The organism is Aeromonas sp. R2-2 (assembly GCF_040908355.1).
In the GTDB taxonomy this organism is placed as follows: domain Bacteria; phylum Pseudomonadota; class Gammaproteobacteria; order Enterobacterales; family Aeromonadaceae; genus Aeromonas; species Aeromonas veronii.
On the sequence record NZ_JBFODQ010000072.1, the window covers coordinates 107,054 to 126,226 of the forward strand.

Below are 19,173 nucleotides of genomic sequence, written 5' to 3' on the forward strand. Positions count from 1 at the left end.
TCAGTTCGCCCCCTGCGCGTTGTCGGCTGCGATGGTCTGTTCGACCACATCGGTCATCTTGTTGATGATGTTGCTAAAGGAGATGTAGTGAGGGCAGCGATCGTCGCAGCGGCCGCAGCCGACGCACATGTGCTCCTCCCCCTGACGGGCCTTGTAGTCGTTGACCTTGTGCAGGGCGCGATAACGCAGGCGCTCGCCATGCTTGGCGCGAAAACCGTGGCCACCGGCCATGTCGCTGAAGCCATCCACCATGCAGCTGGCCCACTGGCGACGGCGTTCACCTTGCTGGGGGTTCTCCGCATAGGTGAGGTCGTGCACGCTGTAGCAGCTGCAGGTCGGGCAGGAGGTGGTACAGCGGCCGCAACCGATGCAGCGGCTGTCGTACTCGGCCCAGACCGGATGGGCGGTGAGGATCTGGCGGATCCGCTGGGGGTCGTCACAGACGCTGTCCGGGGTGCGTACCTTGACCGGGTTGCTCTGGACAAATTCCGGGATGAAGTCGTCGGGCTCACCCAGTTCGGCAAAGTAGCCGAGCAGCTCGGGATCCTTCACCTCGATGCGGGCACCCTCATCGCTCAGACGAATGGCGGCGGCGTAGTCCTGGGTCTCGTTGCTGCCCATGGAGACGCAGAAGCAGTTCTCGAAGCTCTCGCGGCACTCCAGCAGCACCAGCTTGAGCTTGCTGCGCAGCCGGGCGTAGTAAACGTCGCTGTTCTGGCCGTTTTTCAGGTAGACCTGATCCAGCCTGCGCAGAGCGTGGATATCACAGCTGCGCAAGAACAGCAGGGTGGGCTTGGCCTCCACCTTTGATTCGCGCAGCTCCAGATTGTCGAAGTGGAACAGGGTCTGGGTGATGGGGAGCACCACCTCTTTCGGGGAGAAGTGGGACTTCTCCTGCCACACCAGATCGGCCGGATGACGGATGCTGTGGTAGGTGACGTTGTCGGTGTCGGAGAAGCGGCCGCCCCGATATTCGGCCGCGGGCGCCATGATCCGGTAATCGGGCAGCAGCCGCTCGAACAGCTGCGCCAGCGCGGGATGGGTGAGAAGAAACGACATAAATAAACACCTTGTATGAGGGTGAGATGCCCTGGCATAGGGATGAGGCGCAAGCCGCTAAGAGTGTCTGGCACCGGTTCTGGCCGCGCTTGCCTCGCCACGGTCTGTTTTTATGACTCATGTTGCTCAACTGACCCGATTGTTATTGTGTTGGCGGCGCGAGCGTCGCGGCAGGTCGGGTCATGCCTGTAAAACCCTTGTCAATTGAGCAGGGCGGCCTGATAGCCTGCGCACTTGCCCATCACGTATCCCATCTCCAGCTTGTTGATATCGCGGGTGAAACGGGAGACGGGGAAGTAGTCGGCCGGGGCGATCACCTCGATCTGGCAGTCCTCCGGCGGATTGGCGATAAAATCGAGCGCCTCGTTGTAGCTGCGATCCCGCTGCTCCAGCGCCTGTGCCAGCGCGGGGCGGGTCTTGAGCAGGGTGCGGATCATCCAGGGGAAGGGCATCGGCTTGAGCCGATAGCCAAGGGGCTCGGAGAGGATCACCGTCAGGTGACGGGCACCGCGGCGGTAGGCCTCGATCACCGGGATGGAGTCGGCCACCCCGCCATCTGTCATCGGTACCCCGTGCACCTCCGGGTATTCGTGGGAGGCGAGGGGAATGGCGCAGCTGGCGGGCAGCACCTCGTTCATGTTCTCCGGCTTGACCCGGATGTACTCCGCCTTGCCGGTCAGGGTATTGGTCACCACCGCATAGAAGGGGATGCCGGTCTCCCGGTAGGCGTGAATGTCGAGGGGATACTTGCGACAGCTGGTGTTCCACAGCCAGTGGATATCCACCAGATTGCCCCCCTTGGCAAAACGCAGGGGATCCATAAACTGCTGGCTGCATGCCAGTTTGGTCAGGATCTCGTGGCTACGGCCATGCTGGCTGGCGAGATAAGCCAGCAAGTTGGTGGCCCCCGCCGAGACGCCGATGGCGAAGTCAAAGGGGCGATAGTCATGCTCGATAAACGCATCCAGCACGCCGCTGGCAAATATGCCGCGCATGGCACCGCCTTCTACAACCAATGCGCTGGGGGATGCGTTTTTGTTCATGACAGGCACCTCATTGATAAGTCAGAGAGAAAAAGTGGGAAAGAGAGCGCTCGGGCTGTCAGGCCGACCGTTCTGACAACCAACCGGGGTTGGCCATCGCAATGAGGTCATTCTAGGAAGGGGATAGTGTTTAGAATATCTGTTAATAATGAATTAAGCGTTTTGTATTTCTAAACGATGATGATAAACCCGTTGTGATCAAAGGGGTTGTGTAGGAGTCTCAACGACTCTGTGATGGCTGGATATTGGCAAGGATGAGTGTGTCATGACGTTATTGGTTCCCCCGCTGCTCCGACGTGGCGATACCATCGCTTTTTTCTCCCCCTCCAGCGCGGCGACCGCCTGGGCACCCAACCGTTTTGCCCGCGCAAAAGCCTTTCTTGAGGGGCAGGGCTTTAGGCTCAAGGCGGGCAGCCTCACCGGCCAGCAGGATCACTGGCGATCCGGCTCCATCGCCGCGCGGGCCGAGGAGCTCAACGCCCTTATTCGCGACCCAGAAGTGCGCTGCATCATGTCGGTGATTGGCGGCAGCAACTCCAACTCCCTGCTGCCCTACCTCGATGTTGAGGCGCTGAAGCGCGACCCCAAGATCATCGTCGGCTACTCCGATGTGACGGCGCTGCTGCTCGGCATCCACGCCCAAACTGGCCTGGTTACCTTTTATGGCCCGGCGCTGGTGGCCTCCTTTGGCGAGTTGCCGCCGCTGGTGGATGAGACGCTGGCCAGTTTTTTACAGATTGCATTGGCCGATGAAGCTGGCGTCCCCTGCACGCTGCCTACGCCAGCGCAGTGGAGCGATGAACGGCTCGATTGGGAGAACCAGACCCGGGCCAAGCAGTGCAAGCCCAATCGGCTGATCTCGGTGGGTTCTGGCCGGGTAGTGGGGCGACTGATCGGCGGCAATCTCAACACCATGGCGGGGATCTGGGGCTCTCCCTATATGCCGCCCATCGAGCGTGGTGACATTTTGCTGCTGGAGGACAGCCTGAAATCTGCCGAGACGCTGGAGCGCTCCTTTGCCCATCTCAAGCTGTGCGGGGTGTTTGATCGGATCGGCGCGCTTATCCTCGGCAAGCACGAGCTGTTCAACGATCAGGGTAGCGGCAAGCACCCCCTCGATATCCTGCTGGAGGTGGTGGGGGAGCCGAACTTCCCCATTCTGGCGGAGTTTGACTGCGCCCATACCCACCCCATGCTGACGTTGCCGCTGGGTATCGAGGTGGCGCTCGATCTCGACCGCCAGCAGCTCACCTTGCTGGAGCCCTGGTGGCGAGCAGAATGAGGGCGAAATGAATGTCCAACAACAAGGCCGCTGATGCGGCCTTGTCTATTTTTGTGGGGCTTGATCAGGGCAGGGCATCGGGCCGGAAGCTGGCGCGGATCTGCGGCACCAGGCTTGAAGGGCCGAACCCTTTCTCCTCCCCCAGCACCGGATGGAGCAGGGGCTTCTCTTCGATGGGGGTGATATCCCCCGCCAGCAGCTGTCGGGTGGCCTGACCCATCTGGTAGAGCTGGCGCACCGGCGCAAACTGGGTCGCCAGATTGAGGGGATCATCGGCGCGGGTGAAGGCCATCATGGGGATCTGGTAGGTGGCATCGCGCGCCGGCTTGTCACCGTGAATCCCCTTGCCGGCGGACATCAAAAACGGCTGGTGATCGCCAAAGGCCACCACCAGATAGCGCTTGTCCGACTGGTCAAGGGTCTTGAGCAGCCGCTCCAGCGAGGCCATTGCATCCACCACCCCGGTGTAGTAGGTGTTGAGCAGCTGGGTGTCGCTCTCGCTCTGGTTCGGGCAGGCGCCGCTGCGCTCCTGCCCCTGATAGCGGGGGCCATCGAAGGGGCCGTGCCCCTGCATGGTGACCGCATAGGCAAACAGCGGTTTGTCATCCTGTTCGCTGCGCTTGAGCAGGTGGTCGATGAGGGCATCATCGGAGATATAGAGCCCCTTGTGCTCAAGGGTGGTGAAGCGGGTGTCGAACCAGCGCTCCTCATAGCCGAGCGCCGGGATCGCCTTGGCGCGGCCCCAGAATTTTTCCACATAGGGGTGGGCGAACAGGGTCTGGTAGCCGTTCTGTCTGGCGCTCTGGGCCAGCCCCGGCACCTGCTGCGAGAGGTAGTAGTAGGGCACCACCCCCTGCTTGAGCAAGCCCACCGGCAGGCCGGTGTTCATCTCGAACTCCGCCAGTACCGTCATGCCGCCGGTGGTGGGGGAGTGGATGGTTTTTTGCCACTGCTGCACGCTGGCGGGCAGGGAGAGAGTGGGAGCCGGGGCGCAGATCCGCCCCTTCCAGTCGAGCCAGAGCGACTCATATTGCAGCACGATCACCAGATCCCAGCGCGGCGCTATGCCCTGGGGCGGATAGCTCAGTTGCGGGGCCAGCTCGTTGATCTGCAAGGGGTAGCGAAACACGCTGCCACTTTGCAGCATCTCGTCCACCAGATTGAACAGATAGAGGCCGGGGCCGGCGCGGATGATGTCCCTGTGGTAGTTGACCGCGCGATCCACGTAGCGAATGTTGGCTCCCAGCAACTTGTTGCCGGTCTGGGTGGCAAAGACGCACAGGGCAAAGAAGGCGACGGTGGCGGCGGCTGTGCGCAACAACCAGCGTGACAGGGCAAAGCGCCAGCAGAGAAACAGTGCCAGCAACACGGTGAAGATGGGCAGGATGGGGTGCTGGTCGAGCAGGATCCGCAGCAGCGCGAGCAGGTTGCCAAAATCGTCCCCGCCGAGCGGCACGCCGTAGATGGCGATCTTCATAAAGTTGGCCAGCAGACCTATGCCTGACAGCGCGGTAAAGACCAGCCCCATATAGAGGTTGAAGCCCGCCAGCGCGCAGAGGCTCCAGCCCAGCACCATGCTGCCCCAGGCGAGATAGTAGTGCTCCGGGCGAAAGCCTGACCAGAGCAGAAACTCCCCCAGCTTGAACACCACGAAGCCGTGCAGCAGCACGAAGGTGAGGTTGCCGAGCAGCAGGCTGCCGATGATCCGCCAGCGCAGGCTGCGGCGCAGCTTTGGCAGCACCGTCTTGAGCACGGCGGCGCTCAGGGCCAGCACCAGAGTCAGGCTCACCACCAGATAGGTGAGGTTGAAGCCCTGCTCCGGCAGGGTTTGCAGGATCTGGCTGAAATCGCCGCTCTCGGGGCGATCCTTGAGCAGCAGACCGATGCGCAACTGATAACGGCTTGCGAGCGCGTCATCCGGGGCGCGCAGGGTGCTGTTGAGATCCAGGGTGCAGCGGTTATTGCGGCACACCTGACGCTTATCCACCGCTTGACTGAGCTGGTCGATCCGCTCCCCCTTGTCGTTGAGCAGCTCCACCCGCACCTTGTCCCCCGCTTGCAGCGGCCCCCGCAATTGCCATTGGCTCCGTACCACCAGATAGAGGCCGCGGCTGTCGCTTTTATAGAGCAGGGCGTGGCGGGTGAGGGTAGCCAGCGGATTGTCGGCGGGGCCCAGCACCAGCGGCTGGGCACGGCCCAGCCAGCTACCGGGATTGATCAGCGGCAACAACAGGGTCAGCAGCAGCAATCCGCCCAGCAGGGCAAGCAGCAGAGAGGGCAGACTCAAGACGCGGGGGCGGCCTGAGGAGGGGCGATTCATATAAGCTCATCCTTTGAGCGAGTGAGGGAGAGATCGTTCATCCGCATAGAGTTTGACCCGATGGTGCGGGCCTTGTTTCAGCTTGTCAATTTAATGACCACTTAATGAATATTTGGTTACAGCTCAACCTTGCAAATTGTGATCCCGATCGAGGGGTTGTTCGGAATATGTGATGAAAGCGTCATCATGGGGTTTTGCCACTGGCTTGGGAGGGGTCTGCTGTTTAGTCTCTCGATAGCGACTGGAGGTACATGTATGAATCCCAAAGTGATGGCACGTCAGGCCAGATTGCTGCGCATGCTGGAGAGCAAGGAAGAGATCCGGATCGGACGCGAGCGCGACTGCCCGCTGCCGCTGGCCCAACTGGTCAAGCTGAAGGATAGCCATCCGGCTGTGGTCAAGGTCTATCGCCACGGTCTTACCGCCGAGGTGTTTCACCTCAAGGTGGAGGGGCATCACTGGTGCCTCAAGCGGCGACGTCAGGATTCACTGGTGGCCAACCTCGATGGCAAGACCGCCTTTCTGACCGAGCTGGAGCGGCGGCGCGAAATCGAGGCGCTGCGCGAGCTGCATCCTACTGTCCTCTCCCACGTGGTCTGCACCAGCTTCGGCTCGGCGCGGGCCGGGGTACTGGTCTCCCCTTGGTTGCGGGGTGTGCCGGTCCATCAGCTCAACGAGCGCAATCTGGCCCAGATGCTGGAGGTGCAGGGGGAGCTGGCCCGCTGGGGCTGGTTTGACTGGGACCCGAGCCCGAGCAACCTGCTCGATGACGGCGAGCAGATCTGCGTGTTCGACTTTGGCTATATGTGGACCTTCGATCCCCGCTTTGAATACAACTCCAACGGTCTGGTCGACCCGCAGTTCCATGTACCGGAGCGGTTGGAGACCCGCACCCTCTCCGGACTCTGGCTCGATGAGGCCGATCCTCTGCCGCAATTTCGCTACTGGCGCGAGCTTTGTCTGAAATGGGTGAAACGGGAGCTCCACCACCTGATCCGCGAAGGGGCCAGCGCGCCCGTGCTGGCCCGCCTGCACGCCCTGCAGGGGGAGTGGAGCGCCGCGCTGGCGAGCGACGAGGCGCTGGTCGCCAACTGGTGGCGGGACATGTATCGCAGCCACCGGCTCGATGTGGCCGATGATCTGAGCGGCCAGAGCTGTGGCCCGCTCACCCTGCGCCGTCTCGACTGGTTGATGCAGGCGGTGACGGATCACTATCCGCTGCTGGTGGACAATCTCTCGCCTCAGGAGACGGAGCTGGGGCAGACAGGGCTGCTGGCCCGCTTGCAGCAGCTGCGCCGCGAAGCCGTGGCCTGTCAGTTGCCTGCCACCAGCCTTGCCTGAGCCGATACCTTTGCGGAATGCAAATGAACAGGGCGCCTTGCGGGCGCCCTGTTGCGTGTTCGAAATTGCCTCGGGTGAAGATCAGTCCAGCAGCTCCTGATGGAGGCGGTTGACGATATTGCCCGCCTCGCTCTCCTTGACCAGGAAGCAGAGGTTGTGGGCGCTGGCGCCGTAGCAGATCATCCGGATGTTGTGCTCGCGCAGGGCGTCGAAGACCTGACTGCCCACCCCGTTCACTTCGCTCATCCGGTTGCCGATGAGCGCCACCAGTGCCAGACCGGTTTCCACCTCCACCTTGCAAAGCTGGCCCAGCTCGGCCAGTACCTTGTCGCTCAGGATCGGCTCGCCGTTACTTTGGCTGCCGGTGTGATCCAGCGTCAATGACACGCTCACTTCCGAGGTAGTGATGAGATCGACCGAGATGCGGTGACGGGCCAGAATGCCGAACACTTCGGCCAAAAAGCCGTAGGCGTGGAACATGTTGAGGCTGTGCAGGGTTACCAGCACCTGCTGGCGGCGCAGGGCGACGGCGCGAAACAGCGGGCTTGAATCTGTGCTGGCGCGGATCCAGGTACCACCGGCGGCAGGGTCCTTGGCGGAGCCGACAAACACCGGAATATTCTGGCGCACCGCCGGTTGCAAGGTGGCGGGGTGCAGCACCTTGGCGCCGAAGGTGGCCATCTCGGCCGCTTCGACAAAGCTGATTTCGGGAATGGGGCGGGCGCGGGTGACGAGGCGTGGATCTGTGGTGTAGATGCCGGGCACATCGGTCCAGATCTCGATACTGGCGGCATCGAGCGCTTCGGCGAGCAGGGCCGCACTGTAGTCAGAGCCGCCGCGACCGAGCGTGGTGGTGCGGCCATCACCATCGGCACCGATAAAGCCCTGGGTGATGATCAGGCTGTCGCCAAGCTGCGGGCCCAGCGTGTGCTGGCAGAGGGTTCGGGTGGTGGCCAGATCGACGGTGGCCTTGCCAAAGCGGCTGTCGGTGCGCATCAGCTGGCGCACATCCTGCCAGTGGGCCTTGACGCCGCGCTGGCGCAGCAGTTCGGTAAAGAGGCGGGTAGACATCAGCTCGCCGCAGGCGATGAGGCGATCGGCCAGCTCCGCATCGGTATGCTGGTGGGCTTGCTGGGCCATGAGGCGAATTTCGTCCAGCTGGCCATGAATGAAGGCGCTCACATCAACAGGGTTGCCGAGATCGGTCAGAATGGCCTGCTGGATCCCGGCCAGTTTGGCCAGCTGCTCGTCGCGGCCCGCTTCGTCCAGCTCCCCTTGTGCCAGGGCGACCAGCAGGTTGGTGACACCGGCGCTGGCGCTCAGTACCACCACCCGAGTGGCGGGATTGGCCAGCACGATGTCGGCGCAGTGATTCATGGCCGGGAAGTTGGCGACACTGGTTCCGCCAAACTTGGCGACATTGATCGGGCTCATTGCTTACTCCTGTCTTATTTTAAGATTCCGGTTCCATCGGGCAAAAAAGAGAGGAGGAGGCTGAAAATGGCAGGAATGAACGAAGCTATCCCGGCCAGAAGCACTCCACCTGCAGAGCCCATCCCGTACCGCCCCTGACAGGGCGCGGTGGGGGATGATCACTACCGATGACAACCCGGGGGATTCAGCCCCCGCAGCCGACGTTGAGGTCACCAGTCTCCTCAGTCGTCTCGGCGCTGCTCCCCCTGACCCAAGTTCACCGGACGCTGGCGTCCTCCCTTGGGCTGCCTGGGCAGCGCTCCTCTTCTGGCTCCACCTGGGCGGTGGAGTGCATTTAGAAATACCCTGCGTTGGATTGCACTGTCAATCGAGTTTGTGAAAAAGTTCAAATTGTCGGCTAACTCAACACAGAATCAATGGCTTAGGCAATGGTCTTTGACAAAACCTTGGAACGGCGCTGCCAGTTGTAGAGACGCTGGCGCGCCACCGGCAGATCTTCCACTTCCAGCGGATCGAAGCCCCGCTCCCGGAACCAGTGGATGGAGCGGGTGGTGAGCACGAACAGGCGGCGAATGCCGAGCCGTTTGGCCCGCTCGGCCACCTTGGCCACCAGCTGATCCCCCCGGTTGGAGTTGCGATAGTCGGGGTGGATGGCGACGCAGGCCATCTCTGCCATCGCCTCTTCCATAAAGCAGTAGAGGGCCGCGCAGCCGATGATGAGACCATCGCGCTCGATGATGGTGAACTTGTCGATCTCCATCTCCAGTTGTTCGCGGGAGCGGCGCACCAGAATGCCTTCCTCCTCCAGCGGGCGAATAAGATCCAGAATGCCGCCGATATCTTCGATGGTGGCGGCGCGGGCCTGCTCGGCACTTTCCCGCACTATCTGGGTGCCGAGGCCGTCGCGGCTGAACAGCTCCTGCAGCATGGCGCCATCATCCTGATAGCTCACCAGATGGGAGCGGGGCACGCCGCCACGGCAGGAGGCAATGGCCGCGCGCAGGTAGCGGGCGGTGCCGGACATCTCTTCTCCCGCCTGCTCCAGCTCAATCAGCAGCTCTTCGGCCTGCTCGGGGAAGAGCTCGGAGATGGCTTCGCCGCGTCTGTCCATTACCCCCTGGGTGCTGCTAAAGCAGATGAGCTTGTCCGCCTTGAGGTCGACCGCCACCCGGCGGGCCACCTCTTCTGAGCTCAGGTTAAAGCTCTCGCCGGTGACCGAGCAGCCGATGGGGGAGATGAGCACCAGACTCTTTTGGTCAAGCTGGCGGGTGATGCCCTCCACGTCGATGCGGCGCACCCGGCCGCTATGGCAAAAGTCGATGCCATCATCCACCCCCAGCGGCTGGGCAGTGACGAAGTTACCGCTCACCACGCTGATCCGCGCCCCCTGCATTGGGGTGTTGGCGAGCCCCATGGAGAGCTGGGCGGTGATGTCGTATTGCAGGCCGCCACACACCTGCTTGATGATGGTGAAGCTCTCGTCATCGGTGACCCGGATCCGCTTGTGATACTGGGCCTCGATACCGGCGCGGGCAAGCGCCTCATCGTTTTGCGGACGTGAACCAAACACCAGCACCAGGCGTATGCCCAGTGTCTGCAGCAGGGCGATATCGCTGACGATATTGGCGAAGTTGGGGTGGCAGATGGCTTCTCCCCCCATCATCAGCACAAAGGTGGCACCCCGATGCACATTGACATAGGGGGTGGATTGCCGGAAGGCATTGACCAGACTGGGTTCGCGTTCACGCACTTGATATTTCTTCCATAAAAAAACAGCGATTGGCTCAATATATGAAAATTAATTCACAAATCAAGACTAAATATTGATTTTGGCCGTTTCTGGTCTATAAGGGGCGGCTTGGCCGTGCGGATCGGGAACGTGTGGCAGGAAGCGCAGATGGCCGCCGGAGTAAGCGATGAGGGCCCGCCGGTTGATCCGGCTCGATAAACTGCTATCTTCGATGCTCCTTTTCGTCAGCTGTGTGATTTCACAGGGTTTTATACAAGGACAGAATTCATGGAACAGATTATTTCACCGGCAGATGCCCTGCCGGGACGACGCGAAGCGATGGTGATTGGTCAGCAGCATGCGGTGAATGGCAACCCGACCCAGGGTCCCTGGCCCGAGAACATGGAGCTCGCCTGGTTTGGTATGGGCTGTTTCTGGGGTGTGGAGCGCCTGTTCTGGCAGCAACCTGGCGTCTACTCCACCGCGGCCGGTTATCAGGGCGGCGTCACCCAGAATCCCACCTACAAAGAGGTGTGCAGCGGGCTGACCGGCCATGCCGAGACGGTGCAGGTGGTGTTTGATCCGGCGGTGATCAGCTACGGCGATCTGCTCAGACTGTTCTGGGAACAGCACGATCCGGCGCAGGGGATGCGTCAGGGCGGGGACATCGGCACCCAGTATCGCTCGGTGATCTTCTATGGTGACGAGAGCCAGCAGATCATTGCCCAGCAGAGCATGGCGGCCTATCAGCAGGCGATGGCGGCAAGCGGCGACAGCCGGGCCATTACCACCCGCATTCTGCCGCTGGCGCCCTTCTACTACGCCGAGGATTACCATCAGCAATATCTGGAGAAAAACCCGGATGGCTACTGCGGGCTGGGTGGCATTGGAGTCTGTTTGCCGCCAAGCCTGAACCGCTGAACAGGTTTGTAGTCGATTTCTTAATAAAAGTGAAAATAAATGGTCGGAGGAGGGAACTTATTGCGACCAGTCGGGACTAACTAGGTAGCGTCCAGGGATCGGATGCAAAGTCCAGACACATTTCTTGCCTTGATAACCGCCTGATGAATGAACGCACTGGCGGGTTGAAAATGATAGCAAGCAGGGCTGCCCACCAAGGCGGCCCTTTTCCTTATCTGCGGTTCTGAAATCTTGCGTTGGGCGGGAGAGCCGTACGGCAGATCAGCCGATGGCGCTGTCGAACAGGTTCTTGATGAGATCGATAAACTCGATGAGGAAGGTTTTCTGTTCCGGGGTCGGAGCGCGCAGCCAGACGGCGGAGAGCACCTCTTCCAGATCGGCGACCACGGCGTCGGCCTCCTGCATGATGGCGAAACGCACCTTGGGATCGAGCTGGGGGTTTTGCTCGCAAATGGCCATCAGGTTGCTGGCAACACGGCCACTGACCAGATCTTCGATGGTCTCTTCACCATCGTTCTGCTGTTGGGATTCAAACAATCCCAAACTCTCCACCAGATACTCGATCAGCGAGATATAGCCTTCACTTTCTACCACCATGGTTGCTGCCTCAATACAGTAACAATACGAAAATTAAGCGTATTTTAGTGGCTTGCCCTAGCTTGGCAAGCAGCAGTGCAGGCGATGGCGAGTAAAACTGACTCCGCCCCGCTCCACGCACTCCAGCTCGGTCAACGTAAAGCCATGTCGTAAAAATAGCTCATAACTGAAGGCGCTGGCCTCGGTGGTGATGAGGGTCATACCGAGCCCTCTGGCCCCCGCGAGCGCCGTGGTGAGCAGCAGATTGCCCAGTCCCTGGCGCTGATGGTCGGCGCTCACATAGAGCAGACTGAGGTGGCCATCGGGGCTCAGAGTGACAAACCCGAGGGGCACATTTGCCTGCTCCGCCACCCAGCCGTGGTGCTCGCGCAGCTGGCTGACAAAACCCGGATGTTGTGCACCGAGGGCCCACTGCTCCACCTGCTCGGCGCTGTAGTGCTCGGGGCCGCAGCGTCGCACCGCCTGCTCAAACAGGGTCACGAGAGCGGGGATATGTGCCTCGCCAAGGGGGACAATACAAAGTGCTGGATTAAGTGCTGGCGTCATAAGGTTGGGTCGTCAGTGGGGGAGAGGGGGCGCGGCGCCTGTGGCCGTTTGGCTTTGGGCAGACCCGCGACAACCCGCTCATAGGAGTGGTGCACCCAGCCCTGCCACAGATCATCCGGCAAGGTGCTGTTCAGGGTCACTGTGTTCCAGTGTTGCTTGTTCATATGCCAGCCCGGTTTGACCTCGGGGTGGATCTCGCGCAGCAGCAACGCCAGCTCAGGCTCGCATTTGAGGTTGATGGTAAGCGGCTCGGCCTGCCAATCCACCAGCGCGAACATCTTGCCGGCGATGCGGTAGACCAGGATCTCCGGGCCAAACGGGGTATCTTCGGTGGCGCCCGGCAGGGTCAGCAGAAAGTGGCGCAAACGGGTCAAATCCATGGAAAGTTCTCGCGCAAGGGGTGATCCGGGTCATGTCAGGCGCATATCTATCGGCGGGCCTGTTCTGTTAATATGCGCGCAGCCGAGTATACCCCCCATCACCAAGGGAGCCTATTGGATGTTGTATCACAAGACTTTCGAACTGGGTCCCGAGCGGGATTGGGTGGTGTTTGTCCACGGTGCCGGTGGCAGCTCCTCCATCTGGTTCAAGCAGCTGCGCGCCTATCGCGAGCACTTCAACGTGCTGCTGCTGGACTTGCGCGGCCACGGCCAGTCCCACCAGTTGCAACAGGTGGTCAAGGGCCACTACAGCTTTCGGGAAGTGACCGAAGATATCGTTCGGCTGCTCGATCATCTCGATATCCGCCGCGCCCACTTCGTCGGCATCTCCCTTGGCACCATCCTTATTCGCCATCTGGCCGAGCTCTGCCCGGAGCGGGTGAAAAGCATGGTACTGGGGGGCGCCATTCTGCGGCTCGATATCCGCTCGCGGGTGCTGGTGCAGCTGGGCCGACTCGGCCAGCACTTCCTGCCCTATATGTGGCTCTACCGGCTGTTTGCCTTCATCATCATGCCGCGCCAGCACCATCAGGAGTCGCGCAACCTCTTTGTGCGCGAAGCCCGCAAGCTCTGCCAGAAAGAGTTCAAACGCTGGTTCCGCCTCGCCACCGAGGTTAACCCGCTGATGCGTTACTTCCGCGAACGCTCCCTGCCCATTCCCACCCTTTATGTGATGGGGGAGGAGGATCATATGTTTCTGGCACCGGTGCGCGAACAGGTGGCCCGCGATGCCAGCTCTTCGCTGGCGGTTATTGAACAGTGCGGCCATGTCTGCAATGTGGAGCAGCCGGAGCAATTTAATCGCCGTACGCTGGCATTTATTCAATCGCTGGGGGGCAGCCATTCTCAAACAAAGTCGGTTATTTAACTCTCTTGGTAACTAAGGTGTTGCATGACAACAGTCAATAGAGTTTTAGCAATAGCAGAAGCCATTAGATAATTGCTAAATCTGGATGCAGGAATTTCATATCAAATTGATATCGCCCTAATATTTAAAGTGGTTAAATAATGAAAAGGCCAACAAAATAAATTTTGCTGACCTTTTAGTGACATCAGTTGTTACCAAAAATTTTATCTATATATAAATTTCTAGGGAAGGTGATTGAGGCGATAGAAATCTATCCCTATCCCTATCCCTATCCCTATCCCTATCCCTATCCCTATCCCTATCCCTATCCCTATCCCTATCCCTATCCCTATCCCTATCCCTATCCTTATGTTAGTTCTTTGAGAAGTAATAAGAATTCACTTGAGGGTGTGCCTTGCTCAATATAGTCAATGACGGATTTATAGCTCTCGCATATTCTGTATTGCTTCATGGTCGGTTTTTTGGGATCTTTGTAGTTTTTTATTACACCCTTGGCCAATAGTTCTGGTAATAACTTAACGGCAGAAAGTTTTTTTCTGACCTCTTCTTGTTTTCTTGGGTAAAAATTACCTCTTTGATAAAAAAGCTTAAATACCTTATCTAGCTCGGATTTTGTTGCTTCTTGCGTGCTTTTTAGCTCTTCTTGTTTTGTTGATAATAAGTGTTGAACATTGGTTAAGTCGCAATTACTGCTAAATAGCCCCTCTGGAATTTTGTAGTTAACTCCACTCCTTGGATCAATATCTTTGAAGAATGAATTTGTAAATTTTGTGTATTCATCCATACTACATTCCCAAAAATATTCATAATTATTAAAGGTGCAGTTATCCAGTTTCTTTCCTTTAAAGTCAAACGTAGGTTTTGATACAGGTGAGCCAAAAATATCAACCAAGCAAATTCCGGATAATGTATCACCTTGTTGAAATATTTTTTCCAAAAGGTTGGTGCGCGACTCCAGATTGGATATTGTCTCGTTACTATTTTGTAATATAGTAAGAAGGAATGAAAATATTGATGAGACGAGCATATCACGATTGACACTTTTAAAATTGTCTATTGACTCGATTACTTCGATGCAGAATATAATTAAGTTGTCATCAAGAGTTAATTTGTTTGCTATCAACTCCGTGAAGCTGCTATCATATTTGAGGTAGCCACTTAAAATCTTTATTAGCTCTTCATTTAATAATTCAGGGTCTTTTTCATTAAAGAAAAAATATACAAGAAGTGCCTTGAAGTACGTATCAAAGACATCATATCTGAAAGATATTTTTTTCTGGTCACATTGAATTAATGGATGTCCTTTTATTTTTTCTATGAGAGAGTCATCGACATCAGATTTAATTCCTTTTAAAGAGTCTTTTATATCATATAAACTAATGCCATTTCTTTTACTTGATGCGAGCCGGATAAAAAACTCAATCTGCTGATCAACAGATAGGTTCCCAAGTTTAACTATTTCACGTTTACATACTTGTGCTACTAACTGGTCGGTATGATTTTCTGGGGTTAAATATTTGCTATGAAATAACTCCTGATTATTGTCACTAGTTCCTTGAGAATTAATTAAATATCCAATCATATCAAGTAAAAATGGAATGTATGTTTTATTGCTAGTGCCATCAAGCTCGCTTGGGATCTCAATTGCCAAATCATCAGCCATCAACATGGCTCGTTGGACTTTTCTATTATCACCTTTCAGTTTTTGTTGGAAAAATTCATTCGCTAAATGAGAGTTGAATGCTTTTAATTTAATCTGAGGAAGTAGTATTTTTTTACCTACATCATTCCAGAAATGATCTCGGCAAGTAATTAAAACTTTAGTCTTATGTAGCCCAGATGAATACTCGTTAAATATAGAGGTAATGAACTGATCAAGATCAAATTTATGGCCTAGTTTAGCAATAACTTCATCTATGCCGTCTAGTACTACGACTAGGCTACCATTATCAATTGAGAGTTTAAGAGATTCTTTATCGAATCTTGCACCCTCAATTTCATCAACATCCATCAAGGCTGTATAGAAGTCAAAAACATCTGAAACTTTATTTTCAGTACTATAGTTTCTTGACAGTTCACTGATAATTTCTTTCGAGTCAATAAATAAGATGCCTGACTCAGGATTTTCATCACTGACCGAATCTAGAAATTGCTTTGCTAATGTGGTTTTCCCTATCCCTCCATGACCGCTCACTACGAATAGTGGCTCATTATCAGAATAAAACCATTCTTTTAGCTTATCGATAGCAGGAAGATCAACATTATCATCCTCATCATATAGACCATTTACATATACTGGAAGATTAAATTTCTCGTATGGAAGAATACAGTCTTTGTATAAATGTTGATAGCCAAACTCATCAATAAAATAAACATGTTCAGAGTTGAACAATTTCTTTATGTTAGCTTTCCTTCGTGATAGGTCAATTTTCTTAGGCCTATCCATTAATATTATAGTTGATGTGAAATTATGAATAAGTCTTTTAGCATTGATGTCACCGAAAGTCCTACTTTGGTTTGATGAATCATGAACATATAAAAACTCTTTTAATCCAGCAAAGCCATCCACTAATTTATATATTTCATAAATTATGTTGTCTTTCCAGTTTCGTTCTTTAACTGGAAATCCATCAGCTAGAGAAAAAATGGAGTTTTTATCAATAAAAAGTTGAATTGTTTTTTCAATTGAGCGTTCAGATATACTGAGGGGCTCTATTTCATTCATCCGTCTATAAAGTGCGGATTCTTTATACTTTATAAACTCAGCTTTCAAGCTTTCAATTTCATCTGGCGTTGCCGTGCGAATTTCGTCTGTTTTTTGGCCCTTTCTAACTAGAACAACACCTTCATCAAGATGTCTGGTTTTTGTTTTTAGTTCCTTTTTAAGTTCAATTAAGCTTGTTGGGCATGGAATTTCAAATATTAACAGCTTATGTGATTCTACGTATATAGTCTCGATATTAAGTCCAAGAATAGTTGGCTTTGTGTAAGCCTCGATTTTTTCTATAAGCGCTTTCTTGAAACGGGTAAAGTTGTTAAATTGCTTGATTTTATCAAATTCTAAATCGAAAGTTGTTTTTTCTTCTTCAGAAAAGCCAAATATTAAGTAACGATGCTCACCAACGTAATTAATATATCCATTGGAAAGTGATATTATGTCTTTTATCAGCTCCCCCCACTTATCAGACATTTCCTCTATGGGAGTTAAGTCATTCCAGTACCATTGTCGTTTAAATTCAAGAATTGGTGATTCTTCTTTACTTAATAAATGTAAAATGTCCTGTTGCATTAGTATTTCCTTATTTTATATATGGCTGCCGCACTGGGTTACAGCTCCCAGCATGCTGCTTGTCACCGGATTTAGAAGGGGTAAATCATGGGCTGGCCTCGGCTGCTTTTGGGGCTGTGAGGGTCGGATGAGTAGGGTATCAAACGCTGACTGACAGTAGAGAGTAGAAAGTCAGTTAAAGCTCAGGTTTTGGCTGGTTTTTTGACGGGGATCAGACTTGAGCCAAGATGGCTGGGGGCGAAGTAGAGGAGGTTTATTCGTTAAACAAGCGGGCTCGATATCCTTGATTGTTGACGCCCAGTTATATGGATTGCTGTGCAATACCTGTTTTATGCCCTGTTATAAGGACTATTTGTTTCGGGACATCGATCAGACCGGCCACGTTTGTCGACGGTGATCAGTAGCCGGTCATCTCCAGATAGCCGACCCCCTTGGCATCCCCCGAGACAGAGACAGCTCCCTCCCAGTAGTCAAAGCGACCTGTCATGGCCTGATTGGGCTGACGGGCTTTGATGGTGAGGCTCATCCCGGCGGCGTTTAGCTGCCACTTGACGGGGTAATTCTGCCCCTTGGGGCCGCGCCAGGTGTTGCCTGGAGTGAGGCGAATCGCGTCGGGGGCGAGCACCCGGCTGCTGCCGTCGCGCTCAATCAAAATACCGTAGCGGTTTTCTGGCTCGGCGCGCCCCGCCTTGGTGCGCAGGCGAAACAGCATCAGCTCGCGGCCATCGGCCAGTTGCAGCGAAAACCAGTCCCAGCCCGATTGCCACTCGGCCAGTACCGAGCTGCTCCACTCGTGATCAAACCACCCTTGGCCGGTGACGGTGCGGGTTTCGCCATCGCGAGTCAGGGTGCCGCGAAGAGTGAGGCGCGGGTAGGAGTAGTAAAAGGAGGCGTTGCCCGGGCTCTTCTCGCTGTAACCGGCCTTGCCTTGCAGCACCAGCGGCTTGGCGGCAGTGACGGTGAGGTTCAGCTCGCCAATCTTGCTCTGCACCTTGAGGGTGGCGGGGAAGAGCGCCGCCCCTTGCGAGGCAAGCCGCCACTCCCTGAGCCAATATTGGCCGCCGTTGGCCCCCGCCAGTCCCGGCCCCTGCCGACTGGCCCGTTCATCTTGCTGGTGAGTGCCACGGTCGAGATCCGTGATGGCAAACTGGGCCAGCCAGAGCTGGGGCGTGAGCCAGGGGTTGCCGGTGCGGAGTTCTTGCTCGATCCCTTGGCGAAACAGGGTCCACTGCATGCCATATTCGCGCCCCTGCTCATCCTTGAGATTGCCGGTGAGATACCACCACTCGGAGCGGTAATCGGGGTGGGCGGCGTGATCCTCCGGAAGCTGGATAGTTTGCCCCGGCAGCACCTTTTTAAAGCTGTCGTTGCCGCCCCCGAGCAGGGCGCCCAGATCGCTGGCAGCGATAGCTCCGCTATAGAGCGTCCAGAGCATACCCAGCGCCAGCGGCCACCCTTTGGTCTGTTTCATACCACTCTCCTTGCCGCATACCAGGAGGCCAATGCGCCACACACCGGTGCCAGCAACAGGGCCGTGACCGCATGGAGGGGGGCGGCTTCGAAGGCGAGGCGCCAGCCAAAGGCGCGGGGATTGACCACCTCGATCAGCACCCAGGCGAGGCCATACCCCACCGGCAGGGCCAGCAGGGCGGTGAGCAGCCCCAATCCCGCTCCTTGCCACACCAGCAGCTGGCGGCAGTGGCGGGGGCTCAAACCCAGACTCTGCAAGGTCTGCAGCTCGCCACGGCGTGCCAGCCCCAGCACCATAAAGGCCGAACCAATGCCGACAAAGGCGATGCCGAGGATCAGCAGTTTCAATAGCTCGGTCACCACAAAGGTCTGGTCAAACACCTTGAGGGCCGCGCTGTGAATGGCGGGGGCGGAGAGCAGATTGAGCTGCTCGCCAAAGCGCTCGCGCAGGCGGTCGGTCAGCTGCTCGGGGTCGTTGCTAAAGAGGGCGAGGGATTGCACCACCCCCGCCTCGAAGGCGTGCAGAATTTGCCCCTTGTCGCTGCCGTAGTCCTGATAGACGCCGGTGACGGTGAACTGCCTTGGCCCCTGCTCGCCGCTGATCGCCAATGTCTGGCCCACCTTGACCCCGAGGCGCACCGTCAGGGGTTCGCTCGCCAGCACTTCGTCGGGACGGATGGGCCAGCGTCCGGCCAGCAGCGGATAGGCCGCTTTAAGCTGGGGGATAAAATCCATCTGCGCCCACTCGATGGGCTGCCCCTGCCAGCGGGCAGGGTGAACCGAGCGGCGCGAGGCGGCGCTCACCAGCGGATTGGCGAGCAGGGTCTTAAGGGT

General features: G+C 56.4%; 15 protein-coding genes and 1 riboswitch. Of the genes, 4 read left to right on the top strand and 11 right to left on the bottom strand.

The genetic code is table 11. From position 1 onward, the window contains the following. Window positions 1-1,059 (bottom strand): anaerobic sulfite reductase subunit AsrA, encoded by a 1,059-nt coding sequence (gene asrA / locus AB5Z09_RS15230; protein ID WP_368195639.1) that lies wholly within the window; start codon window positions 1,057-1,059, stop codon window positions 1-3. A 200-nt stretch (window positions 1,060-1,259) separates the two neighbouring features. Continuing rightward, window positions 1,260-2,102 carry a patatin family protein gene (locus tag AB5Z09_RS15235; RefSeq protein ID WP_005333746.1) on the bottom strand — a complete coding sequence of 281 codons (843 nt, stop codon included), beginning with the start codon at window positions 2,100-2,102 and terminating at the stop codon, window positions 1,260-1,262. A 265-nt stretch (window positions 2,103-2,367) separates the two neighbouring features. On the opposite strand from AB5Z09_RS15235, the gene AB5Z09_RS15240 reads away from it, so the two are divergent. Then, entirely contained in the window at window positions 2,368-3,384 is a 1,017-nt protein-coding gene (locus AB5Z09_RS15240) for a S66 peptidase family protein (protein ID WP_368195640.1), read from the top strand. Between the two features lie 64 nt (window positions 3,385-3,448). On the opposite strand, the gene AB5Z09_RS15245 is transcribed toward AB5Z09_RS15240, so the two are convergent. Then, entirely contained in the window at window positions 3,449-5,704 is a 2,256-nt protein-coding gene (locus AB5Z09_RS15245) for an LTA synthase family protein (protein WP_368195641.1), read from the bottom strand. A gap of 255 nt (window positions 5,705-5,959) precedes the next feature. On the opposite strand from AB5Z09_RS15245, the gene AB5Z09_RS15250 reads away from it, so the two are divergent. Then, a complete protein-coding gene (locus AB5Z09_RS15250) occupies window positions 5,960-7,045 on the top strand; it encodes a hypothetical protein (RefSeq protein WP_368195642.1) in 1,086 nt (361 codons plus the stop codon). Window positions 7,046-7,126: 81 nt separating this feature from the next. On the opposite strand, the gene lysC is transcribed toward AB5Z09_RS15250, so the two are convergent. Beyond that, the gene (lysC, locus tag AB5Z09_RS15255) at window positions 7,127-8,479 is read right to left on the bottom strand and encodes a lysine-sensitive aspartokinase 3 (protein ID WP_368195643.1); all 1,353 of its coding nucleotides are present in this window, start codon (window positions 8,477-8,479) and stop codon (window positions 7,127-7,129) included. Between the two features lie 90 nt (window positions 8,480-8,569). Then, window positions 8,570-8,793: riboswitch (Lysine riboswitch) on the bottom strand. 107 nt (window positions 8,794-8,900) lie between these two features. Next, window positions 8,901-10,229, bottom strand: coding sequence for an amino-acid N-acetyltransferase (gene argA / locus AB5Z09_RS15260; protein WP_216953805.1), 1,329 nt, complete (start codon window positions 10,227-10,229; stop codon window positions 8,901-8,903). A gap of 267 nt (window positions 10,230-10,496) precedes the next feature. On the opposite strand from argA, the gene msrA reads away from it, so the two are divergent. After that, the gene (gene msrA, locus AB5Z09_RS15265; protein ID WP_193860427.1) at window positions 10,497-11,129 is read left to right on the top strand and encodes a peptide-methionine (S)-S-oxide reductase MsrA; all 633 of its coding nucleotides are present in this window, start codon (window positions 10,497-10,499) and stop codon (window positions 11,127-11,129) included. Between the two features lie 261 nt (window positions 11,130-11,390). On the opposite strand, the gene AB5Z09_RS15270 is transcribed toward msrA, so the two are convergent. From AB5Z09_RS15270 to AB5Z09_RS15280, 3 genes are read right to left on the bottom strand one after another with little or no spacing between them, the layout of a single operon-like run. Next, complete coding sequence (locus AB5Z09_RS15270; protein WP_005333735.1) at window positions 11,391-11,726, bottom strand: DUF3802 family protein; 336 nt, start codon at window positions 11,724-11,726, stop codon at window positions 11,391-11,393. Window positions 11,727-11,783: 57 nt separating this feature from the next. Beyond that, window positions 11,784-12,272, bottom strand: a complete 489-nt coding sequence (locus tag AB5Z09_RS15275) for a GNAT family N-acetyltransferase (protein WP_368195644.1) — start codon at window positions 12,270-12,272, stop codon at window positions 11,784-11,786. Then, on the bottom strand, window positions 12,269-12,652 hold the full coding sequence (locus AB5Z09_RS15280) for an MmcQ/YjbR family DNA-binding protein (protein WP_005333730.1): 384 nt from the start codon (window positions 12,650-12,652) through the stop codon (window positions 12,269-12,271). The genes AB5Z09_RS15275 and AB5Z09_RS15280 overlap by 4 nt, the downstream gene beginning before the upstream one ends. Window positions 12,653-12,770: 118 nt before the next feature. Between AB5Z09_RS15280 and AB5Z09_RS15285 the strand changes: the two genes are divergently transcribed. Then, on the top strand, window positions 12,771-13,580 hold the full coding sequence (locus tag AB5Z09_RS15285) for an alpha/beta fold hydrolase (RefSeq protein WP_368195645.1): 810 nt from the start codon (window positions 12,771-12,773) through the stop codon (window positions 13,578-13,580). A gap of 346 nt (window positions 13,581-13,926) precedes the next feature. Here the strand turns inward: AB5Z09_RS15285 and AB5Z09_RS15290 are convergent, their stop codons facing one another. From AB5Z09_RS15290 to AB5Z09_RS15300, 3 genes are all read right to left on the bottom strand, one after another. Beyond that, entirely contained in the window at window positions 13,927-16,869 is a 2,943-nt protein-coding gene (locus tag AB5Z09_RS15290; protein WP_368195646.1) for an NACHT domain-containing NTPase, read from the bottom strand. A 397-nt stretch (window positions 16,870-17,266) separates the two neighbouring features. Beyond that, a complete protein-coding gene (locus tag AB5Z09_RS15295; RefSeq protein ID WP_368195651.1) occupies window positions 17,267-18,304 on the bottom strand; it encodes a lipocalin-like domain-containing protein in 1,038 nt (345 codons plus the stop codon). Window positions 18,305-18,336: 32 nt separating this feature from the next. After that, window positions 18,337-19,173: ABC transporter permease (locus tag AB5Z09_RS15300; RefSeq protein ID WP_368195647.1), on the bottom strand; the 837-nt coding region annotated here is incomplete at its 5' end.

What these genes read in the sequence shown, in the direction of transcription:
- asrA (WP_368195639.1), bottom strand. Translation starts at nt 1,059, where the DNA reads ATGTCGTTTCTTCTCACCCATCCCGCGCTGGCGCAGCTGTTCGAGCGG.
- AB5Z09_RS15235 (WP_005333746.1), bottom strand. Translation starts at nt 2,102, where the DNA reads ATGAACAAAAACGCATCCCCCAGCGCATTGGTTGTAGAAGGCGGTGCC.
- AB5Z09_RS15240 (WP_368195640.1), top strand. Translation starts at nt 2,368, where the DNA reads ATGACGTTATTGGTTCCCCCGCTGCTCCGACGTGGCGATACCATCGCT.
- AB5Z09_RS15245 (WP_368195641.1), bottom strand. Translation starts at nt 5,704, where the DNA reads ATGAATCGCCCCTCCTCAGGCCGCCCCCGCGTCTTGAGTCTGCCCTCT.
- AB5Z09_RS15250 (WP_368195642.1), top strand. Translation starts at nt 5,960, where the DNA reads ATGAATCCCAAAGTGATGGCACGTCAGGCCAGATTGCTGCGCATGCTG.
- lysC (WP_368195643.1), bottom strand. Translation starts at nt 8,479, where the DNA reads ATGAGCCCGATCAATGTCGCCAAGTTTGGCGGAACCAGTGTCGCCAAC.
- msrA (WP_193860427.1), top strand. Translation starts at nt 10,497, where the DNA reads ATGGAACAGATTATTTCACCGGCAGATGCCCTGCCGGGACGACGCGAA.
- AB5Z09_RS15270 (WP_005333735.1), bottom strand. Translation starts at nt 11,726, where the DNA reads ATGGTGGTAGAAAGTGAAGGCTATATCTCGCTGATCGAGTATCTGGTG.
- AB5Z09_RS15275 (WP_368195644.1), bottom strand. Translation starts at nt 12,272, where the DNA reads ATGACGCCAGCACTTAATCCAGCACTTTGTATTGTCCCCCTTGGCGAG.
- AB5Z09_RS15280 (WP_005333730.1), bottom strand. Translation starts at nt 12,652, where the DNA reads ATGGATTTGACCCGTTTGCGCCACTTTCTGCTGACCCTGCCGGGCGCC.
- AB5Z09_RS15285 (WP_368195645.1), top strand. Translation starts at nt 12,771, where the DNA reads ATGTTGTATCACAAGACTTTCGAACTGGGTCCCGAGCGGGATTGGGTG.
- AB5Z09_RS15290 (WP_368195646.1), bottom strand. Translation starts at nt 16,869, where the DNA reads ATGCAACAGGACATTTTACATTTATTAAGTAAAGAAGAATCACCAATT.
- AB5Z09_RS15295 (WP_368195651.1), bottom strand. Translation starts at nt 18,304, where the DNA reads ATGCTCTGGACGCTCTATAGCGGAGCTATCGCTGCCAGCGATCTGGGC.